Below are 13,367 nucleotides of genomic sequence, written 5' to 3'. Positions count from 1 at the left end.
CTTTAGGTAAATCTCGCCAAGGGATACCTGTTCTAAGGCGGTAAAGAATACCTTCGAATGTTTGTCTATGTTCAGGTTTGTCATAAACACGGCCTGTGCTTTTCATTAAATGAAATAGCTTTTCCCAGCGTGCATCGGTTAGCATAAGTCTTGGCATGGCTTGAGGTTATGGTTACTTTTGGCGAAGCAAATTATAACGTCTTGCCATGCTGTCTAAAAATTACTCTCGAAAGATCAACAGACCCTAATAGAGTCTTGAATTTAGCCTTGCTAGCCTATATTCCGTTTTTTGCCACTGTTTTGGTGTAAAAATGTACAATCCCATACTTTGGTGGTACTTTTTGGGGTAAGGAATTTAACTCGGGAGGACGTATCATGATGGATGAACCTCGATTATCCGCGGAGGAGCTTGCTTGTTTTAGCGAACTTTTTTCGCCGACTCGTGTGGGCACTGCCTTGACTAACGATCCCCTAGTCAATCACGTGCTCACAGTCACAACTGAAGTGCCGCAAGTTATTGCCTCGATTCTCGGCAAGGCAAAACTCACTTTATTGGCCGAAGTTGGACCCTATAAACTCTGGTTTCCGCTACTGATGAATGTGGATGACTTTGGACAGTTTCAACCCACTTTAGGTGTGCCTGAAGTGCTAGATGCCTCGGGAGTGGAGCGCAGTTGGCGGTTAACTCAAGCCGATGATGTGTGGATATTTGACCACGATCAAGGTGAGCAATGGTCTGTTGCCTCGTTATCCAGTTCTGGCATGGCCATCCGTGCTAAATCACAGCAGCAATTTAAGCAATTGTTAGGCAGTAAAGACTTGCAATTACAATTGCCCAATGGCGAGACTATGCGCGTCGATATCGAGCCTATTCGTAGCGAGAAAGGTCTGGCCTTCGTTAAGTTTCAGGCCGAAACCGAAGAGCGTGAAGCCTTACGTCAATTCTTATTTAGTCGTCACCGTAGCCAGCACGCTCAGCTCTACCGTGACTTACGTTAGGACCTCCATTGCGACAGTTTTCGGCCTTGTGTTAGTTGACCTGTTATCTAAAAATCTCAGTTCTGCAGCTCAAATGTGAAATCTACGGATTTAAAAACTGTCATTTGCGATTGCAGTGCTTTTCACCGATTGTTACCTGCCAATCTGTCGCCCGATGGATTAGAATGGCGGTGAATTCAACACATCAGAGCGAGCGGTATGCACGTACATATTTTAGGGATTTGTGGAACCTTCATGGGTGGTCTAGCGTTATTGGCTAGGGCCAAAGGGCACAGAGTGACGGGCTCGGATGCCAATGTCTATCCTCCAATGAGCACGCAACTAGAGGACCAAGGCATTGAGCTTATTCAAGGTTTTGATCCCAGCCAGCTGGGTGAAGCAGGGCATTATCCTGACTTAGTTGTGATTGGTAATGCCATGAGCCGGGGTAATCCTTGTGTGGAAGCCGTGTTGAACATTGGCATCCCTTATACTTCTGGCCCGCAGTTTTTAGCCGATCATATTTTGCCTGAGCGTTGGGTGCTGGCAGTGTCTGGTACTCACGGTAAAACCTCGACATCTAGCATGTTAGCCTGGATTTTAGATGATTGTGGTTATGAGCCTGGGTTCTTAATCGGTGGCGTACCGCAAAACTTTGGTGTGTCGGCACGTTTAGGCAAGACCGCTTTCTTTGTCGTTGAGGCCGACGAATACGACAGTGCCTTTTTCGATAAACGTTCGAAATTCGTGCATTATCATCCGCGTACCTTAGTGATCAACAATCTTGAGTTTGATCATGCCGATATTTTTGCCGATCTGGCTGCTATTCAAAAACAGTTTAACCACTTAGTTCGCACCGTTCCAGGTGAAGGCAAGATCATTTGGCCCGCCGATTCCCATGCTGTTAAGCAAACGATTGATATGGGTTGTTGGAGTGAGCAAGAAACCTATCATTTAGCCGAATCGACCAGCGGTTGGTATGGCAAAGCGTTAAGTGATGATTGCCATCGCTTTGAAGTGTTTTTTGATGGTGAGTCTCAAGGCATTCTCGAATGGGATTTGATTGGTCAACACAATATTGAAAACGCCATAATGGCTATTGCTGCCGCACGCCACGTGGGCGTTAAGCCGAGTGCTGCAATTGAAGCTTTAGCTAAGTTTATGCCACCTAAGCGTCGACTAGAATTACTCGGAACCGTTAACGGTGTGAGCGTATATGACGATTTTGCCCACCATCCGACGGCCATTGCGACCACGTTAAAAGGTATGCGGGCTAAGGTTGGGCAGAGCAAAATTACTGTGGTACTTGAGCCGCGCTCAAATACCATGAAGAGCGGTGTCCATAAAGACACTTTAGCTTTTTCTATGATGCAAGCCGACGAAGCCTTTTTATATCAAGCCGATACCATCGACTGGAATATGAAAGAAGCCATGGAAGCGGCGGTGATCCCTGTGACTGTGTTACATCAAATTGATGATGTGGTCGCGAAAGTCGCAGCAACCGCCAAAGCAGGCGACACCATAGTGGTGATGAGTAACGGCGGTTTTGGTGGGTTACATAAGAAGCTGCTGGCCGCATTAGAACAGGCTTCAACTGTAGAGCAGGTTAGCTAAGATGGCCTACGCAAAGTCGACTAAGGCGATTAGCTTAGCTTGGACAGGTGCCTCGGGTGCACCCTATGGGCTTAAGTTACTCGAGTGTCTATTGGTATCGGGTTATCAAGTGTTTTTGATGATCTCCAGTGCCGCTCGAGTGGTATTGGCGACGGAACACGGCTTACAGTTAAGCGCCAACGGTGACAAAGCCCATGCCCAGCTGTTGGCTTTGCTGCACGAAAAAGGCGTGATTATTGCTGGCGAGTTAGTGGTATTAGGCAAAGATGAGTGGTTTTCGCCGCCTGCATCGGGTAGCGCTGCACCTAAACAAATGGTGATTTGCCCTTGCTCGACGGGGACGTTAGCGGCTGTAGCCACTGGAATGAGTAATAATTTACTCGAACGCGCCGCCGATGTGGTGATTAAAGAGCGCGGTCAGCTTATCCTAGTACCGAGGGAAACTCCTTTTAGTGCCATACACTTAGAGCATATGTTAAGCCTTTCTCGCCTCGGCGCGACCATTATGCCCGCTGCACCCGGTTTTTATCACAATCCCAAATCGGTAGAAGATCTGGTAGACTTTATGGTCGCTCGAATTCTCGATCATTTGGGCGTTGACCATGCATTAACGAGTCGCTGGGGTTATGACAAACAGTCTAACCGCGACCTCGACAATTGAGACTTATATGAAACACACCACCGAAGTGATGATCTCTGCTGAAGAGATAAGCCAGAAATTGGATCAAATGGCCGAGCTAATCAATGCCCATTATGCCCACAGTGAACGTCTGCTGATGGTAGGCTTGTTAAAAGGCTCAGTGGTCTTTATGGCTGACCTGTGTCGCCGCATTAAAGGGCATGTTGAAATCGATTTTATGTCGGTTTCCAGTTATGGCAATACTATGACCAGCTCACGGGATGTGAAAGTGCTGAAAGATGTGCAATCAGATATCGCCGGTCGCGATGTATTGATTGTGGAAGACTTGATTGACTCAGGTAATACGTTAAGCAAAGTGCGCGAGATGTTGTTACTGCGGGAGCCTAAGAGCCTTGCACTGTGCACCCTGCTGGATAAACCTGAACGTCGTGAAGTGGATGTGAAGGTCGATTTTATCGGTTTTACTATCCCTGATGAGTTTATCGTAGGTTATGGTATTGATTATGCCGAGCAGTATCGCAATCTACCTTATATCGCCAAAGTCGTACCACTCGATTAAGTGTCCGATACAGTTTAAAACTCCCGCAGCAGGCGGGAGTTTTGCTTTTTGCGGCAATATAAAAAGTATTAATGATTGAATCATTAAAGATTGTTTTTTCAATCAATTAGCTATTTTTTTGCTTTAGTTCTGCAACCCATCATTGTAATTGTGTTTTTTAGCACCATCTTATTACTTTCTAATGTGTAAGGATCGGTACAAATATGGCGAATATTACCCATGCTCTAGTACTCGAAGGGCTTAAAAAAACCTATAAAGGCGGCGTCGAAGCGGTCAAAGGCATCAGCCTCACCGTCAATCAAGGGGATTTCTTTGCCTTGCTAGGCCCCAATGGTGCGGGTAAATCCACCACGATTGGTATTATTAGCTCCTTAGTGCAGAAGAGTTCAGGTACGGTCAAAGTCTTTGATTATGATATTGATAAGCAGCTAGAACACGCCAAGCTCTGCATTGGTTTAGTGCCACAAGAGTTTAACTTCAACCAGTTTGAAACCGTGCTGCAAATTGTGGTGAATCAAGCGGGTTACTATGGTGTGCCAAAACCTATCGCCCTTGAGCGTGCCCAAAAATACTTAAGTCAACTGGATCTGTGGGAAAAGCGCAATAGCCCTTCGCGGGAATTATCCGGCGGCATGAAGCGACGGTTAATGATTGCGCGCGCCCTGATGCACGAACCTAAATTATTGATTTTAGATGAACCTACCGCAGGTGTGGATATTGAACTGCGCCGTTCTATGTGGGAGTTTCTCAAACAAATTAACCAGCAGGGCGTGACGATCATCCTGACCACTCATTACCTTGAAGAAGCGGAAATGCTTTGCCGTAATATCGGCATTATCGATAAAGGTATTTTAGTGGAATGCACTAGCATGAAGGCGTTGCTGAGTAAGCTGAATATGGAGACTTTTATTCTCGATCTTCGTCGCGATACTGGAACGGCCCCCGTGCTCGATGGCATGGCTTGTCGCTTAACCGACTCTCATACCTTAGAGGTGGATGTAGCGAAAGAGCATAATCTTAACGATGTCTTTAGCCAATTGAGCGCAGCCAATATTGAAGTGCTATCGATGCGTAACAAGTCTAATCGGTTAGAAGAACTCTTCGTCGAACTCGTGAAGAAAACTCAGGGAGCCTCAGCATGAATCAGCTCTACTTTATTGCCTTTAAAAGTATTTTAAGTAAAGAGATTAATCGTTTTACGCGAATTTGGATCCAGACCTTAGTCCCGCCAGCGATTACCATGACCTTGTATTTTTTGATTTTTGGTAACTTAGTCGGCAGCCGGATTGGAGAAATGGGCGGCGTATCTTATATGGAGTTTATCGCCCCTGGTTTGATCATGATGTCGGTGATCACTAACTCTTACTCGAATGTCGCTAGCTCATTTTACAGTGCCAAGTTTCAACGTAATTTAGAAGAGTTGATGGTGGCACCTGTGCCCCATTATGTGCTGATTGCTGGCTACGTAGGTGGCGGCGTGGCGCGCGGTTTGTGTGTCGGCCTAATAGTGACGTTAGTGGCCATGTTCTTTGTCGACATTAGCTTACATCATGCAGGTTTAGTGGTGATGACAGTGTTTTTAACTTCAGTGTTATTTTCATTGGGTGGCTTAATTAACGCTGTTTTTGCTAAAAGCTTCGACGACATTAGTATCATCCCCACCTTTGTGCTTACCCCATTAACTTACCTTGGCGGCGTATTTTACTCCCTGTCACTCTTGCCCCCATTTTGGCAAGGCGTGTCGGCACTTAACCCTGTGGTCTATATGATCAATGTGTTCCGCTACGGCTTTTTAGGCTTCGCCGATATCAGCGTGCCATTATCCATTGCCATTATGATCGGTTTCTGCGTCGCACTTTGGACCTTAGCGTATTACTTAGTCTCGCGCGGAATCGGCCTGCGTTCCTAGACATATTTCTTTAGAGCGTAATAGAAAAAGGGAGCCATTAAAGCTCCCTTTTTAGTGTCAACAACTCGTTACTTCATACGACGACGCATTGCCGCCAGTGGTAACAATAAGGCGGTTAGCCAACCGAGCGAACCTCCTCCATTGTCTGTATTTTTATTTGGTGCAGCAACCGCAGTCACTTCACCAGTATTACTGTTTAATGTGCCATCATTCGCAATAACAGTAAATGTATAGGTTCCCTGCTCTTTTGGGGTAAAGTTAATATTTTTTGCTGCAGGATCAAAAGTCACTGTAGGACCTGATGTCTGTGTCCAAATGTAGGTGAGTGCATCGCCATCGACATCTTTAGCATTTGACATGACGGTGATTTTTTGGCCTGTAGGCAAGGTTTCTCCTGTTGGGGCGACAGTTGGTGCATCATTGACATTAGCAACTGTCACAGTCACTTTCGTCGCTTTTGATACGTTGCCATCGGCATCTTCGACGCTGTAAGTGAAGCTATCGGTGCCAAAGAAGTCTTTCTTAGGCTGATAAGTCGCAATGCCAGCTTCACTGATAGTGACAGCACCATTGGCAGGTGCGTCTACTACAGTTGCTTTAGACAATGTACCTACAGGAGCAATATCCAAAACACGCTGTGCATTGGCGGTTATGCCATTGCCTGTGATTGATGCGCGAGCAACTTTTTGATCTGGATTGATATCATTTGCGAGCAAATCAATTTCTATTGAGGTTTCTTCTGTAGCTTCTGCCATATCGCCAGTGCCAAAGGAGAATTCTGTCGCTTTAGCCAGATAGTCGATAGTAACATTACCTGCCGTTGTGTTTTTCAGCGTCAATGTATTACCTGTTACAACCGAATCACCTTCACCATTAAAGTGGTAAGTTGTTCCAATTGTTCCGCCTATATTTTCAGCGCCGATAGTGACGTTTGAAGGCATATTTGGAATATTTATGTAATTGAATACAACCTCTTCAGTATCACCTGTTTTAATCCAAATGCTAAACGTATAAGGTGTATTTGATGTATCACCATAGAGTTGGCCTTTATTCCACTCTAAAGCTAACCATTTAACTCCATCATCATCTGTGAATACACCAACGGCTAAGTCACCACCGCCAGTATCGCCAGCAGATTTATCTGATAAATCAAAATCTGACCAGAAGGGCGCTAAAATGTTATTTGGGTTGCTGCCATCAGGTAGCTTTTTGTTCGCAAATGTACCACTTGCACTTCCACCTCCAACAATCGCTAGACCATTGTCAGACATAGTGATGCTGGAATAGCTAACCCCATTGTATTTAAAGCTAGGCACAGTAAAGGTGAACGCTTGTTCATCACAACCTTCTGGACAAGTAATTGGTTTGACCCCTAGACTCACTATGCTTGGGAAACCAGCAGAGCCCTTAGTTGTCGTCATTTTAGGAAGATTAAGTGACCCAACCCAAGTAATGTTGCCTATATCTTCGTTGATTTGTAAACCATTTTGCGTCGCGCCAGCTAAGCTAACTTTTACATCATCTTTCGATGTTAGTTTCGTGCCTTCTGGTGCTTGTGCTGTAATAGTCACTGTACTGTCAAATGAGTTATTGTTAATCACAACTGATATTGGAATCGCATCGGTTGCGTTAAGTTCGGTTTTCTTGCTCGTAGTCGAAATCAGTGAGGCATCACTTGACTCTTTAGCTAACACAGCCAAAGGTAAGTGAGCATCTTGCAGTCCTTCGGTGCTGCTTATCATTACATTACCAAAAATCCACTCACCATATTCTGCGAAAGTTGAGTCAACGGTTACAGTAAACGTGGCAGAGGCTCCTGCGGCAAGTTCTAAGGTAGAGGGGGATACTGTGATGCCTGTGCTATCTGATGAAGTTGATAAGCTCCAAGATGTCGTTGCATCGCTTTTGTTATAGACAGTACGAGTGAAGGTGCATGGACCAACGCAAGAGTCTGAAGCAATTGAAGGTTTGTCAAAGGTTAATACTGCTTTGGCTGCAGCATCTAAATCCATGCGTCCAGCACCCATACCAAATGGTGTGGCTGGTGTTGTTGCATCATCATCTAAAATATCATCAAATTTAGCTGTTGATGTTAAAGCAGTTTTAATATCGTTTGCAGACCAATCTGGATGTAATTGACGCATCATAGCTGCAGCACCTGCTACGTGCGGGCTTGCCATACTGGTGCCAGAGATCATATTAAAGTCTTCACCACCATCATCAGGAGAAAAAGCTGACAGAATGTTGGTACCAGGTGCTGCAATATCCGGTTTAAGAATATTTTGGTTGCCATCAGGACCGCGTGAACTGGTGCTATTTAGGTTATCAGCAAGTTCAGAAACCATGATGCGTTTAGTTTTTGCAACTATCGTACCTGTTGTTGCAGCATCTCCCATGGCTTCAATTACGGCTAAACCTGCATCTTTCGTAATCATGACTGCAGGGAATGGTTCACCAGGCATAGACATAGTCGTTGGTGCACCTGCCGCATTGTTATAAACTACAAGGGCTTTAGCGCCTGCAGCTTTTGCGTTTGTGGCTTTTAATGAGAAGTTACATGTTCCGCGAGAAATCAATGCAATGCCATCTTTGAATGAATCCGCAGCAAAGGCATCACAACCATTGGCATTTTCAGCATCTAAATTAACGGCCGCAATCACTGGAGCGGTAATATCTTCTGAAAGCACTGCATCAGAACTTGGGATAGCAAGTAAATCATCACCACCGGTATTAAAGCTATTAGCGAAAAAACGCCCTGTTGTAGTGTTAGCAACAGTTATTCCTGATTCAATACAAGCAGGGCAGCCGATAGTTTGAGGACCATTACCATCGTTACCGGCAGCGCTAACTACAACAACACCCGCAGCTTCTGCAGCTTCAAACATGGTTTTGTATGGGCTGCTAGCTGGATCACTACCAGCACTCCCCCCCCATGAGTTGTTGATTACATCTGCGCCATCATTAACAGCATGCTCTAAGGCTTCCATTAACATGATGTTAGAGCCGGTTCCGCCTGTGCAATCAGGCTTACTGTAAAGAGCCTTGTAGACCATAAGGTAAGCTGCTGGTGCTACACCAGATAGTTGAACGGGAATATCTTTATAAGTAGTTGATATCTTGTTACCGACAGCGGTACCTGCAACGTGAGTTCCGTGACCACCATAGCTAAGTGGACTCATGTATTCATTAGGACACACAGGTGATGTTGGCTGTGACCAACGCGCAACGATTAGTTTGTTATTACAGAAAGATGCATCAACAGTCGAGCAGTAGTCATCCGATGGTCGACTACCGCTGGGGGCTGTGAAGCCTGCATCGGTAAACATGGGGTTTTCCGGACGAATACCGCCATCAATAATAGCAACTTTCATTCCTTTGCCCGCATTAGCCATGCCGGAAACGGCTTCCCACATAGCCGGGGTATTAATCACTTGGTGTGATGCATCCATGCTAGTTTCATATATAGCCTCTGGGTATACAGCTTTCACCCCAGGCATTTTGGCTATTTTTTCAACACTTAGTCCTTGGCCAACAATTGTTATACCGTTAAAAAGTGTTTGGAAATGACGTTCCACTTTTGCATTTGGCGCAATTTTAGCTAAATTGCTAGCAAAAGCGTTTTGCTCTTTAGCTAGGTGACTTGAATAGCTTTTGACATTAGTAGATTGAATATCTAGTTTTTCTTTTTTCGAATTTAAAGCTGTTGCTGCGAAGTTGCCGATGCCGCCTCTATACTTAGCTAGTGCAGGAGATTCCATCTCAACAATAAAACGTTGTGGAGCATCGAGGTTAGTGGCTGATGTTTGCGGTTTAGTATATTTATCATGCGCGCTTATTTCTGGAGAGTAAGTTTTAAATGTAAATTCACTGTTAGCAATAGCTGCGCTTGAGAGTAGTGCAGCAGAGATAGCGATCGATAGTTTTGTCTTCACAACTTCTTCCTTGTCAATTAATGCTTTCAGCACTTTACTAAATGTGCTTGTAGCTGAATTGTTATAGTTTCTGCTGCGCTCTTTGGCGGCAGCAATGAAGTTGTAGCACAAATATATCGTATGGTTAACACTTTTGCGGTAAAAAAGATGTTAATCACACTTTGCTAGTTGTTATTTTGTTTGCAGGTAGTTTGCTGTTTTTTTCTGTTTAAGGCTTAACCGCTCTGACGATTGGGTTTTGTAGGCTGATCAAGGTTTCTGTTGATTGGATTTCATCGATAGATTGGATGCGATTGATGAGCACGTGTTGCAAGCCGTCGATGGATTGGCACATGACCTTTACGAAAATACTGTAGTTGCCTGTGGTGTAATAGGCTTCGACGACTTCTTCGAGAGCGTTGAGTTTGGCGATAGCTGCGGGGTAATCGCCAGCACTTTTAAGGTTGATACCGATAAAACAGCAAACGTCATAGCCTAGGGCTTTAGGGTTTACCGTGATCTGCGCACCTGTAATGATCCCCGCTTGCTTCATTTTTTCTACCCGAACATGGATAGTGCCGGCGCTAACGCTAAAGCGTTTAGCGAGTTCGGCAAAGGGTGTGCGGGCATCCTGCATTAGGGCTTCGAGGATATGATTATCGAGTTGATCGCGCTGAAATGCGGTATCCATAAATAAACTCTCTATAACGTAGTGAATTGTCATAAAGTTACGTTTTTTTATGGGGAATTGCTACCGATTTTGCCCGTATTATTTGATTTTAGTGATCATTGTTCGCCCAAAGGCTCACAAAAAGGGACTTTTGCGCTAAAAGTCATACTGACACCTGAGTAGGGATGTTTGATGGTGAGCTCTGCTGCATGCAGCAATAGTCGAGGCGCTAAGGATTTTGCCAGTGAGTCGGCATAAAAACCATCACCTAAGATCGGATGTCCTAGCGCCATCATATGCACCCGTAATTGGTGTGAGCGGCCTGTGATTGGCGTCAGTTTAACCAGCGTTGAGCGTTTGGCGCGGCTCATTACTTGGTAGTGAGTCAAAGACGGTTTGCCAACAAGATGATCGACTTTCTGTTTAGGGCGATTTGGCCAGTCGCAGATCAGTGGATAATCAACGCTGCCAGTGTCATTTTTGACATGGCCTGCAACCCTTGCATAATAGGTCTTGCTGGTTTCTCTATCGTGGAACTGACGTTTTAATTCCCGCTCGGCGCTACGAATAAGGGCGACAACTATCACACCTGAGGTCGCCATATCGAGGCGATGGACGATTTGGCAATGTGGATGCTCTGCTTTTACCCGGGCATAGACACTGTCGTAATGGGCGGGGTCGCGACCGGGCACAGACAACAATCCTGAAGGTTTGTTGATGACGATAATGTCTTTATCTTGATAAAGAATATCGAGCCAAGGAGTGGTCGGTGGTTGGTAAATAAAATCAGTCATAAATAGTGCCTATTCGTCAATGCGGGGCAAAGATACTCTGCTCGGCTTGAGGGTGCAAGTGTGAGGCCCAAAGATCGGCTGTGCCATTATCCTTGCTGACAAAAGTAAAGCGGATTAGTTGATGATTTGCTGATAGAGCTGTATTTGAGTTTTTGTTATACTCCCGTCCTTTTCGTTAATGATCATTTTGAGTCTGTGAAGCCATGAGCCAGCCAGAGATATACACTCCCGAGAATCTTTCTCACGTCCATAACCGTCTTGAGTTATTGGCGCCTGCAAAAAATGCTGACTACGGTATCGAAGCCATACGCCATGGTGCCGATGCGGTATACATAGGTGGTCCTGCATTTGGTGCGCGGGCAACGGCGGGTAACAGTGTTGAAGATATCGCGCGCCTGTGTACTTATGCTCATCAATACCATGCTCAGGTATTCGTCGCCCTCAATACCATTTTGATGGATAACGAACTGGCCGACGCCGAAAAACTTATTTGGCAATTGTACGAAGCGGGTGCCGATGCGCTGATTGTGCAGGACATGGGCGTATTACAACTCAATTTGCCGCCGATTGCCCTGCATGCCAGTACCCAAATGGATAACCGCAGTCCAGAAAAAGTGGCGTTCTTAGAGCAAGTTGGTTTTTCTCAGGTGGTGCTCGCCCGTGAATTAGGCTTAAGCCAAATCCGTGATGTCGCCGCGCATACTAATATGCAGCTCGAATTCTTTATCCACGGTGCTTTGTGTGTGGCTTACAGTGGCTTATGTAATTTGAGCCACTCCTTTAGTAACCGCAGTGCTAACCGCGGTGAATGCTCGCAAATGTGCCGCCTGCCGGGTAATCTTAAAACCCGTCAAGGGGATGTATTAGCGCAGAATGAACACTTATTGTCTTTAAAAGATAACAACCAAACTGAAAACCTTGAGGCGCTCATCGATGCGGGCATTCGCTCGTTTAAGATTGAAGGTCGCCTAAAAGATTTAAGTTACGTTAAAAACGTCACTGCGCATTATCGCCAAAAGTTGGATGCGATTATGGCGCGTCGCCCTGAGTTTAAGGCTTCGTCCCACGGCCGCTGTGAACATTCTTTTATCCCCGATCCAGAAAAGACCTTTAACCGTGGCAGCACAGATTACTTTGTTAACGAACGTAGCCAAGGAATTAAAGATTTCCGCTCGCCCAAATACATAGGCGAAGAAGTCGGTAAAGTGGTCAGCATAGGTAAAGACTTTATCCAAGTGAGCTCTAGCCATGAGTTTAATAACGGCGATGGCTTAGCGTTTTTCCCCGCGAATTTTGCCATGGCAAAACAATCCGATGACAAGCTGCAAGGTCTGCGGGTTAACCGCGCTGAAGGGTTAAAACTGCATATATTGCAGGTGCCAAAGGATTTAAAGGTTGGCATGACTTTATATCGTAACCATAACCAAGCCTTCGAAGCCCTGTTATCGAAAGAATCTTCTAAGCGGATTATCGGCGTCGATTTACGGTTGAGCGATACCCAAGACGGACTCGCACTGACATTGACCGATATCTATGGCATTACAGCCACAGTGAATTTAGTGGTCGAGAAGACGCCTGCGACAGATGTCGATAAGACCTTACAAAATACTCGCACTCAGCTGGGTAAGCTCGGCAGTACCGACTTTGTTGCCCGTAGCATCAGTATCGATACGGCCCAAGCTTGGTTCTTGCCTGCATCTGTACTCAATGGTCTGCGCCGTGATGGTGTGGCCGCCTTAGAGGCTGCTCGTGTGCAAGGCTATGTGCGTCCACTGCCGTGGAAGCATAATCAAGATGCAGTCTATCCCGTCAAGCATTTGAGTTACTTAGGCAACGTTGCCAACGAAAAGGCCAAGGATTTTTATCAACGCCACGGCGTAATTGAGATCCAAGACACCTATGAGAAAAATGGCGTCACCGAAGACGTGCCATTGATGATCACTAAGCATTGTCTGCGCTTTAACTTTAATTTGTGTCCGAAGGAAGTACCAGGCATCAAGGCCGATCCTATGGTGCTTGAAATCGGCAATGATGTGCTCAAGTTGGTATTCGACTGCCCTAAATGCGAAATGATGGTGGTCGGTGAAAACCGTCAAGTGCGAGGCCAGAAGCACCTTTAATATTTGTCATTAGGAGCATTGCCCGAGTGCAATGCTCCTAGCACCTATTCAGCTACATCCACGCACCTACACCAGCCTACCTCTCATTGATGTTGCTCTCACCAGCGTCACTCTCATATTTTCATCAAAGCCTTATATTGCACATGCGGTAATGAGCAGATATCTTATTGAA

General features: G+C 45.6%; 11 protein-coding genes. 7 read left to right on the top strand and 4 right to left on the bottom strand.

The window, feature by feature from the left end:
• Window positions 1–157: transposase (locus tag L5M71_RS13400; protein WP_259573881.1), on the bottom strand; the 157-nt coding region annotated here is incomplete at its 3' end.
• Between the two features lie 218 nt (window positions 158–375).
• Here L5M71_RS13400 and L5M71_RS13395 point away from each other — a divergent pair.
• The 6 genes from L5M71_RS13395 (at window position 376) to L5M71_RS13370 (ending at window position 5,700) form a co-directional block, all read left to right on the top strand.
• The gene (locus L5M71_RS13395) at window positions 376–999 is read left to right on the top strand and encodes a hypothetical protein (protein ID WP_263208272.1); all 624 of its coding nucleotides are present in this window, start codon (window positions 376–378) and stop codon (window positions 997–999) included.
• Between the two features lie 198 nt (window positions 1,000–1,197).
• Complete coding sequence (mpl, locus tag L5M71_RS13390) at window positions 1,198–2,592, top strand: UDP-N-acetylmuramate:L-alanyl-gamma-D-glutamyl-meso-diaminopimelate ligase (protein WP_263145309.1); 1,395 nt, start codon at window positions 1,198–1,200, stop codon at window positions 2,590–2,592.
• 1 nt (window position 2,593) lies between these two features.
• Entirely contained in the window at window positions 2,594–3,253 is a 660-nt protein-coding gene (locus tag L5M71_RS13385; RefSeq protein WP_212599735.1) for a flavin prenyltransferase UbiX, read from the top strand.
• A gap of 7 nt (window positions 3,254–3,260) precedes the next feature.
• Window positions 3,261–3,791 (top strand): hypoxanthine phosphoribosyltransferase, encoded by a 531-nt coding sequence (gene hpt, locus L5M71_RS13380; RefSeq protein ID WP_028761726.1) that lies wholly within the window; start codon window positions 3,261–3,263, stop codon window positions 3,789–3,791.
• A gap of 203 nt (window positions 3,792–3,994) precedes the next feature.
• Entirely contained in the window at window positions 3,995–4,933 is a 939-nt protein-coding gene (locus tag L5M71_RS13375) for an ABC transporter ATP-binding protein (protein WP_113939775.1), read from the top strand.
• On the top strand, window positions 4,930–5,700 hold the full coding sequence (locus L5M71_RS13370; RefSeq protein WP_006080287.1) for an ABC transporter permease: 771 nt from the start codon (window positions 4,930–4,932) through the stop codon (window positions 5,698–5,700). The genes L5M71_RS13375 and L5M71_RS13370 overlap by 4 nt, the downstream gene beginning before the upstream one ends.
• A gap of 68 nt (window positions 5,701–5,768) precedes the next feature.
• Here the strand turns inward: L5M71_RS13370 and L5M71_RS13365 are convergent, their stop codons facing one another.
• The 3 genes from L5M71_RS13365 to rluA all read right to left on the bottom strand — a co-directional run bounded on the left by L5M71_RS13365 (window position 5,769) and on the right by rluA (window position 11,075).
• Entirely contained in the window at window positions 5,769–9,632 is a 3,864-nt protein-coding gene (locus tag L5M71_RS13365) for a S8 family serine peptidase (RefSeq protein WP_263208276.1), read from the bottom strand.
• Window positions 9,633–9,840: 208 nt separating this feature from the next.
• Complete coding sequence (asnC, locus tag L5M71_RS13360) at window positions 9,841–10,302, bottom strand: transcriptional regulator AsnC (RefSeq protein ID WP_006080290.1); 462 nt, start codon at window positions 10,300–10,302, stop codon at window positions 9,841–9,843.
• Window positions 10,303–10,397: 95 nt separating this feature from the next.
• Window positions 10,398–11,075 (bottom strand): bifunctional tRNA pseudouridine(32) synthase/23S rRNA pseudouridine(746) synthase RluA, encoded by a 678-nt coding sequence (gene rluA, locus L5M71_RS13355; RefSeq protein ID WP_113939779.1) that lies wholly within the window; start codon window positions 11,073–11,075, stop codon window positions 10,398–10,400.
• A gap of 203 nt (window positions 11,076–11,278) precedes the next feature.
• On the opposite strand from rluA, the gene L5M71_RS13350 reads away from it, so the two are divergent.
• Complete coding sequence (locus tag L5M71_RS13350) at window positions 11,279–13,195, top strand: peptidase U32 family protein (RefSeq protein ID WP_263208269.1); 1,917 nt, start codon at window positions 11,279–11,281, stop codon at window positions 13,193–13,195.
• The last annotated feature ends 172 nt before the right edge of the window (window positions 13,196–13,367 follow it).

This window comes from Shewanella sp. SW1 (assembly GCF_025653545.1).
Classification (GTDB): domain Bacteria; phylum Pseudomonadota; class Gammaproteobacteria; order Enterobacterales; family Shewanellaceae; genus Shewanella; species Shewanella oncorhynchi.
This window is presented reverse-complemented; position numbering and strand designations above follow the sequence as displayed.